The sequence below is a fragment of the Curtobacterium sp. VKM Ac-2887 genome, from assembly GCF_015350935.1.
Classification (GTDB): domain Bacteria; phylum Actinomycetota; class Actinomycetes; order Actinomycetales; family Microbacteriaceae; genus Curtobacterium.
In genome coordinates, this window is the sequence record NZ_JADKSB010000005.1 from 218,105 (window position 1) to 236,876 (window position 18,772).

General features: G+C 73.5%; 19 protein-coding genes and 1 riboswitch. Of the genes, 8 read left to right on the forward strand and 11 right to left on the reverse strand.

Annotated elements, in window-relative coordinates; translation table 11 throughout:
- Window positions 1-26 precede the first annotated feature (26 nt).
- Window positions 27-848 carry a ParA family protein gene (locus tag ITJ69_RS08145; protein ID WP_123939176.1) on the forward strand — a complete coding sequence of 274 codons (822 nt, stop codon included), beginning with the start codon at window positions 27-29 and terminating at the stop codon, window positions 846-848.
- Window positions 849-1,186: 338 nt separating this feature from the next.
- Here ITJ69_RS08145 and ITJ69_RS08150 read toward each other — a convergent pair whose 3' ends face one another.
- The 5 genes from ITJ69_RS08150 to ITJ69_RS08170 all read right to left on the reverse strand — a co-directional run bounded on the left by ITJ69_RS08150 (window position 1,187) and on the right by ITJ69_RS08170 (window position 5,279).
- A complete protein-coding gene (locus tag ITJ69_RS08150) occupies window positions 1,187-1,747 on the reverse strand; it encodes a MerR family transcriptional regulator (protein ID WP_111085817.1) in 561 nt (186 codons plus the stop codon).
- A gap of 184 nt (window positions 1,748-1,931) precedes the next feature.
- Window positions 1,932-2,636 (reverse strand): MerR family transcriptional regulator, encoded by a 705-nt coding sequence (locus tag ITJ69_RS08155; protein ID WP_123312968.1) that lies wholly within the window; start codon window positions 2,634-2,636, stop codon window positions 1,932-1,934.
- Window positions 2,636-3,115: an FHA domain-containing protein gene (locus ITJ69_RS08160; protein ID WP_123292449.1), complete on the reverse strand. Its 480-nt coding sequence runs from the start codon at window positions 3,113-3,115 to the stop codon at window positions 2,636-2,638. The genes ITJ69_RS08155 and ITJ69_RS08160 overlap by 1 nt, the downstream gene beginning before the upstream one ends.
- 113 nt (window positions 3,116-3,228) lie before the next feature.
- Complete coding sequence (locus ITJ69_RS08165) at window positions 3,229-4,248, reverse strand: FecCD family ABC transporter permease (RefSeq protein WP_323743066.1); 1,020 nt, start codon at window positions 4,246-4,248, stop codon at window positions 3,229-3,231.
- On the reverse strand, window positions 4,245-5,279 hold the full coding sequence (locus tag ITJ69_RS08170) for a FecCD family ABC transporter permease (RefSeq protein WP_123340359.1): 1,035 nt from the start codon (window positions 5,277-5,279) through the stop codon (window positions 4,245-4,247). Before ITJ69_RS08170 ends, ITJ69_RS08165 begins: the two co-directional genes overlap by 4 nt.
- A gap of 160 nt (window positions 5,280-5,439) precedes the next feature.
- Between ITJ69_RS08170 and ITJ69_RS08175 the strand changes: the two genes are divergently transcribed.
- Window positions 5,440-6,969, forward strand: coding sequence for a S1C family serine protease (locus ITJ69_RS08175; protein ID WP_228505136.1), 1,530 nt, complete (start codon window positions 5,440-5,442; stop codon window positions 6,967-6,969).
- Window positions 6,970-6,999: 30 nt separating this feature from the next.
- Here ITJ69_RS08175 and ITJ69_RS08180 read toward each other — a convergent pair whose 3' ends face one another.
- On the reverse strand, window positions 7,000-8,157 hold the full coding sequence (locus ITJ69_RS08180; RefSeq protein WP_194672504.1) for a hypothetical protein: 1,158 nt from the start codon (window positions 8,155-8,157) through the stop codon (window positions 7,000-7,002).
- Window positions 8,158-8,628: 471 nt separating this feature from the next.
- Window positions 8,629-8,886 (reverse strand): hypothetical protein, encoded by a 258-nt coding sequence (locus ITJ69_RS08185; RefSeq protein ID WP_323743067.1) that lies wholly within the window; start codon window positions 8,884-8,886, stop codon window positions 8,629-8,631.
- 33 nt (window positions 8,887-8,919) lie between these two features.
- On the opposite strand from ITJ69_RS08185, the gene ITJ69_RS08190 reads away from it, so the two are divergent.
- A complete protein-coding gene (locus tag ITJ69_RS08190; protein ID WP_123292446.1) occupies window positions 8,920-9,282 on the forward strand; it encodes an RNA-binding S4 domain-containing protein in 363 nt (120 codons plus the stop codon).
- A gap of 31 nt (window positions 9,283-9,313) precedes the next feature.
- Here ITJ69_RS08190 and ITJ69_RS08195 read toward each other — a convergent pair whose 3' ends face one another.
- From ITJ69_RS08195 to ITJ69_RS08205, 3 genes are all read right to left on the reverse strand, one after another.
- Window positions 9,314-10,279, reverse strand: coding sequence for a DnaJ domain-containing protein (locus ITJ69_RS08195; RefSeq protein WP_194672505.1), 966 nt, complete (start codon window positions 10,277-10,279; stop codon window positions 9,314-9,316).
- Window positions 10,280-10,376: 97 nt separating this feature from the next.
- Window positions 10,377-11,468, reverse strand: coding sequence for a winged helix DNA-binding domain-containing protein (locus ITJ69_RS08200; RefSeq protein WP_194672506.1), 1,092 nt, complete (start codon window positions 11,466-11,468; stop codon window positions 10,377-10,379).
- Window positions 11,465-12,211: a phosphotransferase enzyme family protein gene (locus ITJ69_RS08205; protein WP_194672507.1), complete on the reverse strand. Its 747-nt coding sequence runs from the start codon at window positions 12,209-12,211 to the stop codon at window positions 11,465-11,467. The genes ITJ69_RS08200 and ITJ69_RS08205 overlap by 4 nt, the downstream gene beginning before the upstream one ends.
- Window positions 12,212-12,350: 139 nt before the next feature.
- On the opposite strand from ITJ69_RS08205, the gene ITJ69_RS20935 reads away from it, so the two are divergent.
- Window positions 12,351-12,992 (forward strand): GntR family transcriptional regulator, encoded by a 642-nt coding sequence (locus tag ITJ69_RS20935; RefSeq protein WP_194672508.1) that lies wholly within the window; start codon window positions 12,351-12,353, stop codon window positions 12,990-12,992.
- Window positions 12,989-14,233 (forward strand): MFS transporter, encoded by a 1,245-nt coding sequence (locus ITJ69_RS08215; protein WP_323743068.1) that lies wholly within the window; start codon window positions 12,989-12,991, stop codon window positions 14,231-14,233. The genes ITJ69_RS20935 and ITJ69_RS08215 overlap by 4 nt, the downstream gene beginning before the upstream one ends.
- Window positions 14,234-14,506: 273 nt before the next feature.
- On the opposite strand, the gene ITJ69_RS08220 is transcribed toward ITJ69_RS08215, so the two are convergent.
- Window positions 14,507-15,436, reverse strand: a complete 930-nt coding sequence (locus ITJ69_RS08220) for an NUDIX domain-containing protein (RefSeq protein ID WP_194672509.1) — start codon at window positions 15,434-15,436, stop codon at window positions 14,507-14,509.
- Between the two features lie 97 nt (window positions 15,437-15,533).
- Window positions 15,534-15,629: riboswitch (TPP riboswitch) on the forward strand.
- Here ITJ69_RS08220 and thiM point away from each other — a divergent pair.
- The 3 genes from thiM (at window position 15,618) to thiD (ending at window position 18,762) form a co-directional block, all read left to right on the forward strand.
- Window positions 15,618-16,490 carry a hydroxyethylthiazole kinase gene (thiM, locus tag ITJ69_RS08225; RefSeq protein ID WP_194672510.1) on the forward strand — a complete coding sequence of 291 codons (873 nt, stop codon included), beginning with the start codon at window positions 15,618-15,620 and terminating at the stop codon, window positions 16,488-16,490. Its footprint overlaps the riboswitch before it by 12 nt.
- On the forward strand, window positions 16,487-17,218 hold the full coding sequence (gene thiE, locus ITJ69_RS08230; protein ID WP_194672511.1) for a thiamine phosphate synthase: 732 nt from the start codon (window positions 16,487-16,489) through the stop codon (window positions 17,216-17,218). The genes thiM and thiE overlap by 4 nt, the downstream gene beginning before the upstream one ends.
- Window positions 17,215-18,762 carry a bifunctional hydroxymethylpyrimidine kinase/phosphomethylpyrimidine kinase gene (thiD, locus tag ITJ69_RS08235; protein WP_323743069.1) on the forward strand — a complete coding sequence of 516 codons (1,548 nt, stop codon included), beginning with the start codon at window positions 17,215-17,217 and terminating at the stop codon, window positions 18,760-18,762. Before thiE ends, thiD begins: the two co-directional genes overlap by 4 nt.
- Window positions 18,763-18,772 lie beyond the last annotated feature (10 nt).

The following is an 18,772-nucleotide window of genomic DNA, read 5'->3' on the forward strand; positions in this document are numbered from 1 at the left end:
CCCTAGTGGCGGTAACGTTGCTGATCGTGCATGTACTCAGCGTGAGCTCCCTCAAGGGCGGTGTCGGCAAGACGACGGTGACGCTCGGCCTGACTTCGGCCGCCTTCGCCAAGGGACTGCGCACGCTGGTGGTGGATCTCGACCCGCAGTCCGACGTCTCCACCGGCCTCGACATCAACCTCGCCGGACACCTCAACGTGGCCGACGTCCTCGAGAACCCGAAGGAGAAGATCGTCCGTCAGGCGATCGCCCCCTCCGGGTGGACGAAGGGGTCGCAGGGCAAGATCGACGTCATGGTCGGGTCGCCCTCCGCGATCAACTTCGACGGGCCGCACCCCTCCATCCGCGACATCTGGAAGCTCGAAGAGGCCCTTGCCAACGTCGAGCAGGACTACGAGCTCGTGCTCATCGACTGCGCGCCGTCGCTGAACGCCCTCACGCGCACCGCGTGGGCAGCGTCCGACCGCGTCACCGTCGTCACCGAGCCCGGCCTGTTCTCCGTCGCCGCGGCCGACCGTGCGCTGCGGGCCATCGAGGAGATCCGCCGCGGTCTCTCCCCCCGCCTGCAGCCGCTCGGCATCATCGTGAACCGTGCCCGCGTCCAGTCGCTCGAGCACCAGTTCCGCATCAAGGAACTCCGCGACATGTTCGGGCCGCTCGTCCTGTCGCCGCAGCTGCCCGAGCGCACCTCGCTGCAGCAGGCGCAGGGTGCCGCGAAGCCGCTGCACGTGTGGCCCGGCGAGTCTGCGCAGGAGATGGCACGCAACTTCGACCAGCTGCTCGAGCGCATCATGCGGACCGGCAAGATCGGCCCGTACGCCGACGGTTCGGGTGCCGTAGGCGCGTAGGGCGCTGCCGCGCGGGCGCGCCGCGCTGCTCACGTCCGCCGAGCGGTCACCAACTGTCGGCCGACCGCCGCGCGGACGACGGTTCGTGACCACTCGACGACGCTCACACGGCGGTTCGTGACCACGCGCCGACTGCCAGGAGGCCCGTCTGTGCCCCGGCAGACACGCCCGGCCCCGGCTCGCCCAGCGGTCACAACATCCCGCTCACGTCCGCCGAGCGGTCACCAATTGTCGGCCGACGGCCGCGCGGACGACGGTGCGTGACCACTCGGCGACGCGCACACGACGGCGCGTGACCACTCGGGACGATCCGCGGGACGAGAACCGCGAGAACCTGGTCAGGAAGCGCGGGAAGCGCGACGCGCGGCGAGCTCGTCGGACGGGTCGGCCGCCGCGGAGGCGTCGAGCTCGACCAAGGAGGTCTCGACCTCGCGCAGGACCTTGCCGACCGCGATGCCGAATACACCCTGACCGCGGGACACCAGGTCGATGACCTCGTCGTCCGAGGTGCACAGGTACACCGAGGCTCCGTCGGACATCAGGGTGGTCTGAGCGAGGTCGGACACGCCCGACTCGCGGAGCTGGTTCACGGCGGTGCGGATCTGCTGCAGCGAGATGCCAGTGTCGAGCAGGCGCTTCACGAGCTTGAGCACGAGGATGTCGCGGAACCCGTACAGGCGCTGGGAACCGGAGCCGGCAGCGCCGCGGATGGTGGGCTGCACGAGTTCGGTGCGTGCCCAGTAGTCGAGCTGTCGGTACGAGATGCCGGCTGCACGTGCGGCGACGGTGCCGCGGTAGCCGTTCTGCTCGTCGTGCTCGGGGAGGCCGTCGGTGAAGAGCAGCCCGAGGTCGTACCGCGTCGTGTCCGACTCGGTGCCTGGGGTGTCGTTCCCACTCATGCGCTTGCCTTCCACGACGATCGAGCTCCCACCCGAAGGTTCAACGACGGGTTGAGAGTTGTTCCGAGGTCAACGGTAGCGACTCCGACCGCTCCCGCGCGGGACATCCGACTCGGCGCGTCCGGCGTGTCGAGGATACGCCCCACCCACTGACGCACAAGCCCCCGCGGAGCACCGGAACGGATCATGCGTCGAGACGACCGATCGCCGCGCGGATGAGGCTCGAGCGGATGACCTCGAGCTGGACGGCGATCTCGCGTGCGAGTTCCGTAGCCTTCGCCCGTGACGTCGCATCGCCCCGGCGGGACACGGGCATGAGCGCGGATTCGATGAGTCCGACCTCGCGCTCGGCGGTGCTGCGGAGCGTGCGCAGGTGCCGCGGCTCGATGCCGGTCCGCTGCAGCTCGACGAGTGCCTTGAGGACCGACACGCTGTCCTCGCCGTAGGTCTCGGTGGCGGGGAGCAGTGATGCGGAGACCGCGTCGGCCAGGAGCATCGGGGACGCGCCGGCCGCTCGGGCCGTCTCGTCGCGGGTGTACCGGCGTTCGCGCCCGAGGATCGAGGGACGTGGGGCGTCCCCACCGCCCGGCAGTACGGGCTCGCGCCCGGCGTCGAGGTCGGCGAGGTAGTCCTTGATGACCTTGAGTGGCAGGTAGTGGTCGCGCTGCAGGCCGAGGATCACCCGGAGGCGGTCGACGTCGGCCGCCGAGAACTTGCGGTACCCGCTGGCCGTGCGGATCGGCGTCACGAGCTCGCGCTCTTCGAGGAAGCGCAGCTTGGAACTCGACAGGTCCGCGAACTCGGGCTTGAGGCGAGCGAGGACCTGCCCGATCGTGAGCAGGTCCGGTGCCGCTGACCCCGCCCGGGCCGCAGCGGACCGTGCGGCCACTACGCGTTCGCCAGGCGCGCCAGGTCGACCCGGGACGCGTAGAACGTCAGACGGAACTTGCCGACCTGGACCTCTGCCCCGTCGGTGAGCGGTGCTTCGTCGATGCGGTCACCGTCGAAGTACGTGCCGTTGAGCGAACCGTTGTCCTTGACGGTGAACGCCGTGCCGTGCCGCAGGAACTGCGCGTGCTTGCGCGACACCGTGACGTCGTCGAGGAAGATGTCGGCGTCGGGGTGTCGACCCGCCGTCGTGACGTCGGAGTCGAGGAGGAACCGCGCACCCACGTTCGGACCGCGGCGCACGACGAGCAGCGCCGATCCGGACGGCAGGGCGTTGACCGCCTCGCGCTCTTCCGCTGAGACACCGGACTCGGCGGTGAGCGCCGCGCCCATGTCCATGCTGAAGGTCAACGTGGTGTCGACCAGCCGCTGCTCCGGGGTCTTCTGACCGTCCGGCTGCGGGACCACTGGATCTGGCATCGGTGGACCTCCTCCTCTTGGCCCACCAGCGTATCGGAAAGGAGGGCTCCAGCGGCAGCCCCGAACTGGGCCTGTGGACGATCGTCCGCGGTGCGCGAACGCGCGGTCCGGGTTCAGCGACCGCGCGCGAGCAACCAGAGCAGGTACGGGGCGCCGACGACACCCGTCACGACGCCGACGGGCAGGGCGTTGCCGGGGATCGCGAACTGGGCGATGAGGTCGCTGCCGAGGGTGATCGCCGCTCCCACCGCGGCGGCCGGCCCGAGGGCGACGCGGCCGCCGCCGACGAGCCGACGCGCGATCGGCGCCGCCATCAACGCGATGAACGACACCGGCCCCGCCGTGGCGACCGCAGCTGCGGTCAGGCACACCGCAGTGAGGAGCAGCAGCACCTTCGCGCGGTCCGGCCGGAGCCCGAGGGCCGCCGAGACCTCGTCGCCGAGCGTCAGGACGGTCAGGCGCGACGACTGCAGCAGGGCGAGCAGGAACAGCACGACGAACGCGACGCCGAGCACGCCGACCAGGTTCCGGTCGACGGCGTTCAGGCTGCCGGACAACCACAGCAACGCGGTGCCGGCCTGGGTGACGGTGCCGCTGGTGAGCATCCAGCCCGTGATGCTCAGGCAGATCGCCGAGACGCCGATCCCGACGAGCACGACCCGGTTGCCGGTGATCCCCCGCCGCCAGGCCAGTCCGGCGATCACGATCGACACCACGACCGCGCCGACGAGCACGACCGAGAACAGGGTGCCGCCGGACGCCCCGAACAGCACGATCGCGGTGAGACCCGCAGCACTGGCACCCGAGGTGATGCCGATGACGTCCGGGCTCGCGATCGGGTTGCGGACGACGCTCTGCACGATGGCGCCCGCGACCCCCAGGCTGGCGCCGACCAGGATCGCACCGAGCACCCGGGGGCCGCGCAGCTGTCCGATGACGAAGTCCGAGATGCGGTCGCCCTGACCGAACAGCGCACCGACCACCTGCGCCGGGGTGAGCGGGATCGAGCCGACCCCGAGTCCGATGAGCACCAGCGCGACGAGCACGACGACGACGACCGCCAGGACCACGAGCTCGCGCCGGGCACCGACGAGCTCCTGCCGGACGCCGACCGACCGGCGGACACGACTCACAGGCCCCGCACCGCCCTCGACCGCACGAGTGCGATGAACACCGGCGCACCGATGAGGGCCGTGACGATGCCGACCTGCAGCTCCCCCGGGTACGCCACGACGCGACCGATGACGTCGGCCACCAGCAGCAGCGCCGGCGCGACGATCGCGGACAGCAGGATGGTCCACCGGTGGTCGGGGCCGCTCAGCCGACGGACGGCGTGCGGGACGGCGAGCCCGACGAAGGCGATCGGCCCCGCTGCGGCCACGGCCGAGCCGGCGAGCAGCACGGTCACGAGCCCGCCGACGGCCCGGACGAGCACGACGCGTTGCCCGAGCGACGCCGCGAGCTCGTCGCCGAGGGCGAGCGTGTTGAGCGAGCGGCCCAGGCCGAACGCGATCGCGAGACCGATCAGCACCGGCGCCGTGATGATGCCGGCGGTGCCGAGGTCCTTGCCGGCGAGGGCTCCCACCTGCCAGAACCGCAGCTGGTCGAGCAGGCTCGCGTTCGTGACGAGCACCGCCGTCGTGATCGACGACAGCGCGGCGGCGACCACGGCACCGGACAGCGCGAGGCCGACCGGCGACAGTCCGCGCCGGGCGACGGCGGCGATCCCGTAGACGAGCAGTGCGGCCAGGGCAGCACCGAGGAACGCGAACGGCAGGTAGGCGGCCGTGCCGCTCACCCCGAAGAGCGCGATGCCGGCGACCACGGCGAGGGCCGCCCCGGAGTTGATGCCGAGGACGCTCGGGTCGGCGAGCGGGTTGCGGGTCACGCCCTGCATCACCGCGCCGGCGACACCGAGGGCGGCACCTGCGAGGAGCCCGACGACGGTGCGCGGGACGCGGTTGCCGAGCACGATCAGCCCGACCTCGTCGTTCCGCCCCGGGTGCAGGACGGTGTCGAGCACGGTGTGGAGCGGGATCGGCCGGGATCCGTAGGCGATCGACAGCGCGCACGCTACGGCAAGGACGACGACGGCCAGCACGGTCGCCCCGACCAGACGGGAGACGGAGGCGGGCGCCGGTGGCGCGGACGTGGAGGAGCGCATGGGAAGTAAGGCAACCCTAACGCCCGAACCCCACTCGGCGTCCCCCGAGCAAGCCCGGAGCAGTCGCTGGGTCCGTTCATAGGCTCGTCATTGGATCGCCGCCTGTACTGGTCTCCATCGACACCCGCCCGGGTCGTCGAGGGACGACCGGAGAGCACCGATGAACGAGACCCCGAACCCCGCCGCCGACGCCGACCGCGAGCACGACGAGCAGGGCACCGCCCGGACCGACGGCACGCAGCAGCAGCGGCAGCAGCAGGCGTACGGGATGAGCTGGGAGGCACCCCACGCCGACCCCGCCACCCTCCGTCCGGCCTACGCCTTCGACGGCTCCGGCCCGTACCTGTACGGCCCGGACGGCTCCGGCCCCTACGCGTACTCCCCCGACGGCCGCGGCCCGTACCTGATCGGCAGCCCGGCGCTCACCGGCACCCACCACGCCTGGGCGCACACCGCGGCGACGGCGAACCACCCGGGAGCGGGCACGAAGCGCCCGCGTCGCCTCGGGCTGATGATCGGCTCCGGCATCGCGGCCCTCGCGATCGTCGGCGCCGCCGGCGGCACGGCCCTCGGCCTGTCCTCGCAGAGCACGACCACGACGTCGAGCCAGTCGCAGGGCACCACGACGCTGCCCGACACCGGCAGCGGCACGGGCAGCAGCGACGGCACGAACGGCTTCACCGTCCCCGGAGACGGCAGCGGCACCGACGGCAGCGGAACCGACGGCAGCGGCACCACCGACGGCAGCACCGGCACGAGCACCGAGTCCGCCGCCACCGCAGCGACCGCCGCCCAGAAGAAGGGCGTCGTGACGATCAACACCGTCCTGAACTACGACGAGTCCTCGCAGGCGGCCGGCACCGGCATGATCCTCAGCTCGAACGGCACGGTCCTGACGAACAACCACGTCATCCAGGGCGCCACGAGCATCACCGTCACCGACGAGACCACCGGCAAGGAGTACAAAGCGGACGTGGTCGGCACCGACGCCACGAACGACGTCGCCGTCCTGAAGCTCGAGGACGCCTCCGGCCTGTCCACCGTCACGCTCGACGACGACGGCGAGCCGAGCACCGGTGACACCGTCACCGACGTCGGCAACGCCGAGGGCACGGGCAACCTCGTCGCCGCCGAGGGCACCGTCACGGCCACCGACCAGGACATCCAGGTGCAGAGCGAGTCCGGCACCGGGACCGAGTCGCTGTCCGGTCTGATCGAGATCGCGGCGAACATCGTCTCCGGCGACTCCGGCGGCCCCGTCGTCGACAGCGAGGGCGAGGTCGTCGGCATGGCGACCGCAGCGTCCTCGGGCACCGCGGACGTCACCGGCTACGCCATCCCGATCACCACCGCGAAGGCGATCGCCGAGAAGATCCTGGCCGGGGAATCCTCGAGCACGATCACCATCGGTCTGCCGGCCTTCCTCGGCGTCCAGGTCAGCAGCACCGCGAGCACCACTGGCGGCGTCGCTGTCGCCGGCACGGTCGAGGGTTCCGGTGCCGCGAGCGCCGGCCTGGCCGAGGGCGACACGATCACGAGCCTCGGCGGCAAGACGGTCACGACCTCGGACGAGCTCACCGCGGCCGTGCAGTCGCACTCCGTCGGCGACAAGGTCGTGGTCGGCTACACCGACAGCGCCGGCGCCGCCAAGACCGTCACCGTCACCCTGACCGCCGGCCCGGCCGCCTGAGCGGAAGCAGAAGCGCGAGCGAGCGCCGGCTCAGCCGAGCAGCGCCCGCACCACCGACCGGTACACGTTCGCCGGGGAGTCCGTCTGGAAGACGGTCTCCCCGGCTTCCGTCTTGCCCACGCGGGCGAAGCCGATCCCCTCGGCGCGAACGATCGTCATCGGCTTCGGCTTGCCCGGTCGACGCAGGTACGACACCGTCCACGGCGCCGCCCAGAAGCGCGCGAGCCGCGGGTCCGCCTCGACGAGGGCCTCCGGCAGGTCCGGTGCGTCGGAGCCGCCGGCCAGCCGGCGGCCGAGCAGGTGCCCTGGGAGCGACCCCGTGCGGAACGGGAAGGTCCACGTCGGGCCGATGCCGAGCCTCCCGGCCGTCAGCGCGACCGCGCGATCCGGCGTGACGGACGCGACCACTGCGCCCGCCTCGGCGGTCCCGTCCACGACGGTCTGCGACCAGGCCTGGAGGCGCGACTCGCCACCGTCTGGCAGGTGCTGTTCCAGCGTGACCGGCTGGGCATCGCCCTGCCACGGCTCGAGCAGTGCCTGCGTCGACTCCGGCAGCGTGCCGAGTCGGCCGAGGAGGCCCGCTTCGATGAGTTCGCGGCCCGCCGCGGTGCGGAGGAGCGTCGGGTTCCACCGGCGTCCGGCGAGGCTCTTGAGCGTGCCGACCGCGTCGGCGCTCAGGCGGGGGCCGTCGAGCTCCGGGCCGGGCGCCGGGGTGGGCAGCGGCTCGAGGTCGCGCTCGGGGCGGACCGGGGACGGCTCGGCGGCGCGGACGCTCTCGAGGACCGCGAACACGAGCTCGTCGGTCTCGAGCAGGCGTGCCAGGGGGCGTTCGATCGTCAGGTCGACGCGGTGCCGCCCGGTGACGAAGAGCAGGTGCGCACCTGCGACGTCGCCGTGTTCGTCGGGACGCACGTACTCGACCAGGCGCGCGGGAGCCCCGGCAGCGGTCCAGGTGTCGCAGCCGACGAGCAGCAGCCCTTCGACGGAACCGGGCAGTCTCGCGAGGAGGCCCGTGTTCTCGTCGCCGATCGCGCGGTCGCTGGGTCGGGATCGGACGGTGAGGACGATGTCGTCGCCGGTGACGCGCAGGTCCGCCTGGGCAGAGTCCTCGCGGCGCCACTGGTCGGGGCGGCGGAGGGTGAGGCGGGCGGTGCGGTCCTCGGTGCCGAGCGGGACGGGGACTGCCATGGGTCGAGGCTACGTCGGGTGCGGGGTGCGGAGGGGTGCGGCTCGCCGTGCGCGCGCGGCGCGGGTGCGGCGCGGCGTGCGCGGCAGGCGGCGGCGGCGGTGGCGGCGGCGGCGGCGGCGGCGGCGGCGGCGGCGGCGGCGGCGGCGCATGGTGCACGTCTCGTCGCCGGGAGCGAGGTTGGCGGCTCCGTGCCCCGATACAACGCCGCACGGAGCTGTCTCGCCCGCACGGGCCGAGGAAGTCCGCACCGTGCGGGCGCGACGACGCGAAACGTACACGGTGCGTCGGCCGTCAACCGGTGCAGGTTTGACCGCCCCGTGCAGCGCAGCAAGCTCGCACCGAGCGGCCACGCCCGCACGGCCCGACCAACCCTGCACCGTGCGGCCACGACCAGCGCCGCACGAACCTCGTGAGGTGCGAGCCTCGCACGGTGCGAGCCTCGCACGGTGCGAACCTCGCACGGTGCGAGGTCAGCGGCGGGGCGCGCGCGGGGCCGGGGGCGGCGGGACGGGCTTCGCGGCGACGACGTCGGCGAGCCGGACCTCGACCGGGCCGCGGCGGGTCGCGATCGTCACGGTGTCGGGGGTGCGGGCGACGAGGTCCCCGAGGGCGTCCTGTGCGCCGTCGCCGTGGTGTGCCCGCACCACGAGCCGGTCACCGATCGCGGCGTCGTGCAGGACCCCGAGCGCACGGGACCGCGCGATCGCTGCCTGCTCCCCGGTGCTCACCCGCCCAGCGTAGGGGCCGCCTAGAGTGAGGGGATGGCCAAGGCTCGCGTGGACAGCTGGATCTGGGCGGTGCGGATCACCAAGACCCGCTCCGCTGCGACCGCCGCGTGCAAGGCCGGGCACGTCCGGGTGAACGGGGAGCGCGCGAAGCCCGCGCAGCCGATCGGCCCCGGCGACGAGGTCCGGGTGCGGCAGAACGGCTTCGACCGGATCGTCGTCGTCACGGGCATCATCCTGAAGCGGACGAGTGCTCCAGAGGCCGCGAAGCACTTCGAGGACAAGACCCCGCCGCGGCTGTCCAAGGAAGAGGCGGGGTTCGTCCCGATGCGCGACCGCGGTGCCGGGCGTCCGAGCAAGCGGGAGCGCCGCGACCTCGAGAAGCTCCGCGGCTACTGACGCCGGCCCCCGACGCCGTGCGGGCCGGACGTCAGACGAAGCGGACGGTCTGCTGCAGTCGGTCGCGGATCTCGAACACGTCGACCGATCCGGGTGGGGACCACACGCCGTTCAGCACCTGCCCGAGCGCACTGCGGCGGACGACGAGGGCGGTCGGCTTCTTCGGGGAGCCGACGAGCTGCACGTCGACCTCGACGGCGGAGTCCGGCACGACGAGCAGCCGGCCGGTGAACCGCACCCGGGTCTGCTTCTGCACGGCACGGGCGGCGCGGACGAGTTCCTTCACCGGACGCTCGCCGGGCGCCAGGGTCTCTCCGACGATGTCGCCGTGCTCGACCCGGACGGGGGCTCCCCAGTCGATCGACTCGACGGCCCAGAGCCCGCTCGGGGTCAGGACGGCGTGGTCGAGCTTGCCCTCGGACCCGGCGTCGAGGTCGTGCCAGACGGTGACACCGATGCCCATGTCCGAGACGATCGAGGCGGTGGCCTCTTCGGCGAGCGCCTCGCCGAGCAGCCGTCGGATGTGTCGGGGTGCGGAACGGATGAGGGTGGGGTCGTAGGGGTCTTCGATGGGGTCGCCGAGGCCGACCCATTCGCGTTCGGCCTGCAGGAAGACCTCGCGGGAGCGTCCGCCGGGGTGTCCGTGTGACCGGGCGCGGGGGCGGGTGTCGCGACGGGCTGACGGGGGTGCGTAGGCGTCGCGACCGGTGTCGGGCCTCCCGGTCGACGAACCGGACGCACCGGACGTGCTGAACGGGCCGGCGCCGCTGCTGCTGAACGAGCCGCGCGAGCCGGCGTCGTAGGCGCGGCGCGCTGCGGGCGTGCCGATGCGTTCCCAGGCGAGCTGGACGCGGCGGAAGTGCTGGGCGTCGCCGCCGAGGTCGGGGTGGGATTCGCGTGCCGCGCGCCGGTAGGCGCGGCGGAGCGCGTCGTCGTCGGCGGTCGCGGGGACGCCGAGGACTTCGTACGGGGTGGCGTCGGCCGGGCTGTCGGTCATGGCCCTGCGACATTACCCGAGGCAGGGTACGAGTCCGCCGCGTGGTTGCTGGGGACGGCCTGGAGGGATGGGAGGCGCTCGAGCCCACCGGCTGCGGTCAGCGGCTGGTCGCCTCCACCACCCCGAACGCGACGGGCGCGTCGAGGAACCGCGCGTACCGGGCGGCGGCCGCCTCGAGCGCGCGCACCGAGGCGTCGTCGAGTGCCGCGAAGGGTGTGACGGTGACGGCCACCCTGCTGGCGCGATCGGTGCGCTTCCAGGTGCCGACGACCCGCCCGCGGACGACGGCCATCGGCAGGAACATGCCGTTGGCGCCCGGGACGACCCGGTCGGCGTGTGCGGGGTCGAGCTGGGCGGAGCGGTCGGCGTACCCGAGCAGGTACTCGTCGAACCCGGGCAGCAGGTGGACGGTGGGTGTGCCGCCGGTGGTGGGTCGGTCGGCGAGCGCGAGGAGTCCGTCGCCGAGGTCCTCGACGGTGTCGCCGGCGGCGGCTCGGGCACGGCGGAGGTCGCCGAGCGGGAGCTTCGTCCAGCTGGCGGCGTCGGCCTCGGTGGCGGGACCTCGGCCGCGGAGGTACCCGAGCAGGACCCGGCGGAGTGCTTCGTCGCGGTCGGGGACCTCGGCGAGCGCCGGTGCCCACTCGTCGAGGAGCACGAGGCCCTGGCCGACGCGGGCGGTGGGCCCCCAGGCGACGAGTCCCTCTTGCGAGAGCTGCAGCAGCAGGTGGTAGCCGCGGCCGGCGGTGGGGTCGATGCCGGCGGCGCGGTACTCGTCGAAGAGTTCGTCGCGGACGAGGGCGCGGCGGCCGGACAGTGCGGCGACGGTGGCGTCCCGTGCTCGGTCGAGCAGGGGCTGGTCGATGCCGAGTTCGGTGGCGCGTCGGGCGATGCTGCGCAGGGTCCGTTCGGCGGTCAGGGAGAGCAGGAGCCGCAGGTCGTCGGGGCGCATGGCGTGCAGGGTGCCCCGCATCGGCCAGGAGCGGACGAGCTCGCCGCGGTCGAAGGCGGCGCGGACGTCGTCACGGGTGGCTCCGGGTGAGCGGACCCCGATGGCCCAGAGGACCTGGCCGAGGTCCTGCCCCTGCACGGCGGTCATCCGTTCGACCGCACCGGTGGGGCCGAGGCCGGCGACGGCGATCCCCTGCGCGGCGAGCCGCAGCGTGCGGAGCTGCGCAGGGGTCGGGGTCACGCGACGGCGGCGGCGATGGCGGCGGCGTGCTGCTCGATGTAGGCGACGTCGGCCCGGTACAGGTCGGCGTGCCCGTGCGCCAGGTCGCTGACGAACTTCGGGTTGCCGGCGGCGGCCTCGGTCTCCATGGTGGTGACCATCGCGACGAGGGACGCGGCCATCGTCTCGGCGAGGACGCTGCGGGAGCGGTCGTCGAGGTCGTAGGCGCGGCAGAACTCCGCGGCACGGGCGAGCCGGTCGTCGAGGTCCGGGGCGGTCATGCCCTCGACGGCGCCGGTGGTGAACGGGGCGAACCGGTACACGGCACTCGCGACGTCCCAGACCCGGGGACCGGGGTGTGCGGTGTCGAAGTCGATGAGCCCCACGGCCTGGATGCCGTCGTAGACGCAGTTGTACGGGGCGAAGTCGCCGTGCACGATCGTCTCGACGGGGGTGCGTTCGGCCTGCGACCAGCAGTCGCGCGCCCCGTCACGCGGGAACGTGGTCGCGGCGTCGTGGAAGTGCCGGAGCAGTCGTGCGCTCGTGACGAGGGCGGCTTCGCTCGCGACGTCCTCGGTCCACGGGTACTCCCCCGCGACCCCGGGGACGAACGACACCGTCTCGAGGGTGTCGCCGTGCTCGATCGGTTCCGGTGCCGCGACGAACCCCTGTTCGTGCAGGTGTGCGAGCAGCCGGTGGACGGTCGGTGTCCACGGTCCGGCCGGGCGGTGGACTCGGTCGTCGGCCCTGGTGATCCGCTCCATGGGGAACCTCCTGTGTGTGCGTCTCCGTTGACGTCCGGCCAGCGTATCGACGTGCGCCGCCGCGTGTGACCCGGTGGTGTGAACAACACGTCACGTGACGGCATGCAGCGTTGCATGCAAGGGCGTACGATCGTTCACCGTGGAGCAGCACAGGACGACCCAGGCCGCATCCGACCGCGCATACGACCACGTCAAGCGGGCGATCATCCGCGGCGACCTCCCCGGTGGGACCGCGATCAGCGAGAACGCCCTGTGCCAGGAGATCGGGGTGTCCCGCACCCCCGTGCACGAGGCCTTCCTGCGCCTGGCCGCCGAGGACCTGCTCACCCTGGAGTCCCGCAAGGGTGCGGTGGTGCGCCCGATGTCCCCGAACGAGGCGGCGGACGTGCTGGAGATGCGCGAGGCGATCGAGGCCACGGCGGCGACCCGCGTCGTGACCGACGGCCGCGTGGCGGACGTCACCCCGGGCCTCCAGGCCATGCTGGCGGAGCAGGAGCAGGCGGTCGCGACGGGCGACGTCGACCGGTTCATCGAGGTCGACGCGGCGTTCCACGGTGCGGTGATCGGCGCGTCGCGGAACGCGATCGCGGTGCGCTTCGCGCAGACGCTCCGTGACCGACAGAACCGGCTCCGACACCAGCTGATGCGGGTGCAGCCGTCGCAGCTGCAAGCCTCGCTCGACGACCACCGAGCCCTCGCGGCAGCCCTGGCAGCAGGCGACTCGGCCCGTTACGCCGAGGTCCTGCACGCCCACGTCGCCTCACACCGGGGTGCCCTGTGAGCGCGACGGGGAGCATCCCCACCACCGGCTCACTGTCCGTCCCCTCGGCGCGCGTGATGCCCTGGGTCGCCGTGTGGGGCGCGGTGTTCGTCTGCTCGTGGGGCGGCAACCAGTTCTCGCCCCTGCTGCTCATGTACGAGGGCCGCGAGCACTACTCGTCGGTCGTCGTCAACGTCTTCCTGGGCGTCTACGTGCTCGGGCTCGCGCCGGCGCTGCTCGTCGCCGGGTCACTGTCCGACCGGCACGGCCGCAAGCCCCTCATGCTCGCCGCCATCGTGTCCGCCGTCGTCGGCAGCGGACTGCTCGCACTCGGACCGCTCGGCCCCGGGTTCCTGGCGGCCGGACGGCTGTTCTCCGGCATCACCGTCGGCATCGCGATGGCCGTCGGCAACAGCTGGGTCAAGGAGCTGTCACAGGGACGCTTCGACCCATCCGCCGACACCGGGTCCGGTGCCCGCCGGGCCTCGCTGGCGTTCACGCTCGGTTCGGCCTCCGGCGCGCTGGTGGCCGGGCTCATCGCACAGTGGGGGCCGATCCCCGAGGTGCTGCCCTTCCTGGTCCACATCGTCGTCGCACTGCCCTTCGCCGTCGTCGTCTGGCGCACCCCCGAGACCAACCGCTCCGGCGGTGTCCCCGGTCCGTGGTGGCGCCAGCTGCGGGTGCCGAGCGCCGGGCACCGACGGTTCACCCGCGTGGTGCTCGTCACCGCCCCGTGGATCTTCGGCTCGGCGGCGATCGGGTACGGCTACCTGCCGACCCGGCTCACCGGAGCCACCGGCGCGTGGGGCCTGCTGTTCGCCACCGCCGCGACCGTCGTCGCCCTCGGGGTGTCCAGCGCGGTCCAACCGCTCGCGCGGCGCGTGCACTCGCTGACCTCGGCGCGCGGACTCACGACGGCCCTCGCGTGCATGACGGCCGGCATCGCCGTGGTCGTCGTCGCGATCGAGCTGCAGTCCGTCGTGGTCGGACTCGTCGCGAACGTCGTCATCGGCGTCGGGATCGGGCTCGCCCTGGTGTCGTCGCTGCTCGAGGTGCAGCGGATCGCCGGATCCCGCGACCTGGCCGGACTGACCGGGGTGTTCTACGCGGCGGCGTACGCGGGGTTCCTGGCGCCGGCCGTGATCGCGGCGATCGCGAACGTCGTGGCGCTGCCGGTCGTCCTCTGGGTGATCGTCGGACTCGGCGTCGTGTCGTGGTGCGCGGTGCTCGTGTCGTCGCGGCGGTACCTGCCGACGGCGTAGGCGCGCGGCACGGCCACGCCGGCGTGCGGGGCGCGGGCGGGCAGGGCGCGGGGGCACGTGGGCGGGCGTGCGGGGGCACGGGGGCGCGCCGCACCGTGCGCGGTGCGTCAGTCCGTGCGACACCGGCCGCTCGGTGCGAGGTTGATGCGGCGCACGGAGCGATCAAGCCAGCACCGAACGAACGACCTCGCACCGTGCGCCGGACGCCGGACGCCGGACGCCATGCACCGTGCGCCGAACGACCTCGCACCGTGCGCCGACGGCGTACCGCCGCTAGAACTGGTCGCGCAGCCAGGACGGCCCGTGCACCACGGCACCGAGCGCCTCGACGCGGGCACGGAGCTCCCGGTCCGCCGTGACGACCACGACGGGACCGTCGCCGGCCTCGACCGCGGCACGAGCGGCGTCCACGATGGCGTCGTCCCCCGAACCCGGCGCTGCGACGACGTCGAGTGCACGGGGCAGCGCGCCGGGCAGCGCACGGGGCAGTGCGCCGTCCGACGACGCGGAGGCCGCCCGGGCCTCGCCCTCGAGCACCACGGTCCACCGCGGCCACCACCGGGCGAACGGCAGCGCCAGCACGTCGGCGGTCACCCCGGACTCGGCGAGCGCCGTCACCGACGACAGCAGGCGTGCAGCGGCTCCCGCCCGGTCCTTCCACCAGCCGTCGGGCACGCTGCCGACGACGTTCGCCGCGTCGACGACGACGTGCGGGGTGGTGGTGAGGGACGCGCGGAGCGCCGGCCACGACCTCCCGAACCCGGGGTGGAGCGGCAGGTCCTCGACCTCGTCGACGGGGATCCAGGACAGGGCGAGGCTCTCGCGGTCCGCGATCACCGGTTCGAACGGCCGAGCGGCACGCCCCACCACGGTCGTGTAGGTCCAGAACCCGAGGTCGAGGAGTGCCGTGTGGCGGAGGTCGACACCGTCGTGCGGGACACCGGCTTCCTCGGCGGACTCGCGGAGCGCACCGGTGACGGCCTCCTCGCCCTGGTGGCGTGCGCCCCCGGGGATTCCCCAGGTGCCGCCGTGGTGGCTCCACTCGACGCGGTGCTGCAGGAGCACGCGTCCGGCGCCGTCGTCGACGAGCAGGCCTGCGGCGCCGAAGAGTCCCCAGGCCTTGGTGCCGTCGGGACCGACCGCCCAGGCATCGCCGGGGTCGCGGGGGCCTGGTGGCGGTCCGGGAGGCGTGGAGTCTGGCACACACCAACCCTGTCACACGGTGCAGGGCATGTGACCGGAGACGACGGGGCCGGAGACGACGGGCCGGGGCTCGACGCAGCTGCTCGTGTACGGTGTCGATCGAGACACGGGGTGCCGCAACCAGCGGCTGAGATCACACCCGTCGAACCTGCTCGAGCTCGTACTCGCGAAGGGATCGTCCATGGAATCCGCTGCGCCCTCCCCTGACTGGGCCCACCGAACCGCCGAACTGCTCGAGGCCGTCAGAGCCCGGAGCCCGTTGGTGCAGTGCATCACGAACACCGTGGTGCAGAACGTCACCGCGAACGCGCTGCTCGCCCTCGGGGCCTCGCCCGCGATGGTCGACGTGGCGACCGAAGCGGGACCGTTCGCCCGGGTCGCCGACGCCCTGCTGGTCAACACCGGCACCCCGCACGCCGAACCCCGGGTCGCGGCGCTCGAGGCCGCGCACGCCGCCCACGACACCGGTACCCCCTGGGTGCTCGACCCCGTCGCGGTCGGCTCGTTGCCGGTGCGCACCGCTCTGGCCCGCGAGCTGCTCGCGCTGCACCCGACGGTGCTGCGCGGCAACGCGTCCGAGGTCCTCGCCCTGCTCGGCACGTCGGCCGGTGGCCGCGGTGTCGACAGCACGGTGGGCACCGAGGACGCCCGTGCGGCTGCGGTCGACGCCGTGTCCGGTCAGGCGGCCGGGAGGCTCGTGGCCGCGGTGGCCGTGTCGGGTCCCGTCGACCTGCTGGTCGCGCCGGGCACCGGTGTGGTGCGGGTCGCGAACGGCACCGAGCTGTTGACGCGGATCACCGGGGGCGGGTGCGTCCTCGGCGCGGTCGTCGCCGCGTTCACGTCGGTCGCGCCCGACGACGCCGGTGCGGCCGCCGTCGCGGCGACCGCGGTGCACACGATCGCCGCGGAGCTCGCCGCCCGCGAGGCCGGCGGCCCCGGCACCTTCCAGCCGCTGTTCCTCGACCGGTTGGCGTCGCTCACCCCCGAGGACGTCGTCCGCGAGGCCCGGATCACGGTCGAGGCCGAGCCTGCGTCCCTGGTGGTGCCGGCATGAGCGGACTGCCGGAGGACTTCGGCGTGTACCTGGTCACCGACGGCGCCCTGGCCGACTGGCACGGTGTCGGTGTGCTCGGGGTGGTCCGCGCCGCGGTGCACGCCGGGGTCCGGATCGTGCAGGTGCGGGACAAGGACGCCTCGGCGCGCGACCTGCTGGCCCTGAGCGCTGCCGTGGCCGATGCCGTGGGCGACCGCGCCGCCGTGGTGGTCGACGACCGGCTCGACGTCGCCCTCGCCGCTCGGCACGCGGGACACCGGGTCGCCGGGGTGCACCTCGGCCAGTCGGACGTGCCGGTGACCGCTGCTCGTGCCCTGCTCGGGCCGGACGCGCACGTGGGGTTGACCGCGAACACCCCGGAGCACCTGGCGGTCGTCGCCCGCCTGCCCCGCGGCACCGTGGACCTGCTCGGCGTCGGGGTCGTGCACCCCACCACGACGAAGGCCGGCCACCCGCCGGCGCTCGGGCACGACGGTTTCGCCCGGCTCGCGGCAGCGACGGACGTGCCGTGCGTGGCGATCGGCGGGGTGACCCTCGACGACGTCGCGCCGCTCCGGGCAGCGGGCGCAGCCGGGGTCGCGATCGTGTCGGGCATCTGCGCCGCGGCCGATCCCGGGTCCGCAGCGGCCGCGTACGTGGCCGCGTGGAGCTCTGGACCCGGCCACGGGGCGGAGGCGAGGGGACCCGGTCAGGGTGATCCGGGCCTCCCAGCCGGGGCCTGGTCGTGAGCGTCCCGCGCGTCCTGGCCATCGCCGGGACCGACCCGACGGGCGGCGCCGGACTGCAGGCCGACCTCAAGGCGATCGCCGCGCACGACGGCTACGGCATGGGCGTGGTCACCGCCCTCGTCGCGCAGAACACGCACGGGGTGCGGTCGGTGCACGTGCCGGACGTCGCGTTCCTGCGGGAGCAGCTCGACGCGGTGTCGGACGACGTCACCATCGACGCCGTGAAGATCGGGATGCTCGGCACAGCACCCGTCGTCCGCGTCGTGACGGACTGGTTGCGGGAGCACCGGCCGCCCGTGGTCGTCGTGGACCCGGTGATGGTGGCGACGAGTGGTGACCGGTTGCTCGACGAGGACGCCGCCGCGGCGATGGGGGCGCTGTTCGGGCTGGCCGACCTGGTGACGCCGAACCGAGCCGAGTTGCAGGCGTTGGCGGAGCTGGCCGGGGCTGGTGCGGCGCCTGCGTCGCTGTCGTCGCTGGACGCTGCGCGGCTCGTGGCGTCGACGTGGGACGTGCTCGTGCTGGCGAAGGGCGGGCACGACGATGGGCCGACCTCCGACGACGTGCTCGTGTCGCCGTCGGGGTCCGCTCGGCGGTTCACCGCTCCCCGCGTCGCGACGGCCAACACGCACGGCACCGGGTGCTCCCTGTCGAGTGCGATCGCGACGCTCGCTGCCCGGCACGGGGACTGGGAGCTCGCGGTCGGGGTGGCGAAGCCCTGGCTGACGGCGGCCTTGCGGGGAGCCGATGCCCTGGAGGTCGGGTCCGGCAACGGGCCGATCGACCACGGCGCCGTGATCCGCGCGTCGCTGCCCGTGGTCCGGTTCACCGACGTGTGGTGGTCCGACGTCGACTCCGTGCTGCAGGCCACGATCGAGTGCGGGTTCCTGGTCGGGCTGCGCGACGGGACGCTCGACGCGGACGTGTTCGCCGGGTACCTCGCGCAGGACGTGCACTACCTGCGGGCCTACGAGCAGCACCTGGCGGCGTTGGCGGCGAGCGCTGGCGGCGCTGCGGGCGCTGGTGCCGGCGCTGCGGCTGCCGGCGCTGCGGCTCCCGGCGCTGCGGCCGCTGGCGCTGGTCGTGGTCCTGCGGCTGCCGCCTTCTGGACGGCGGCGTCCGAGGGGTGCGCCGCCGAGGCCCGCGACCTGCACCACCGACGCCTCGCCGGCACCCACGCCGACGACCCCGTCCACCCGACGTGCGCCGGGTACCTCGCACACCTGCAGGAGGCGGCGGACTCCGGGTCGGCGGCCGTGCTCGCCGCGGCGGTGCTCCCCTGCTTCCGGGTCTACGCCTGGGTGGGGGCGCAGCTCGGCGCGGCTCCGGACGGCCATCTGTTCGCCGACTGGATCACGGCGTACGGGGACCCGGGCTTCGCGGCGTCGAGTGCCGAGGCGGCCCGTCTGGTCGAGGAGATGGCGGCAGCCGCGACCCCGATCGAGCGGGGGCGGATGGCGCGGGCGTTCCGCCGCTCGACCGAGTGGGAGCTGGCGTTCTTCGCGATGCCGCTGGCGGGGGCCGCGGGCGAGTTCACGTGCTGACCGACACCTC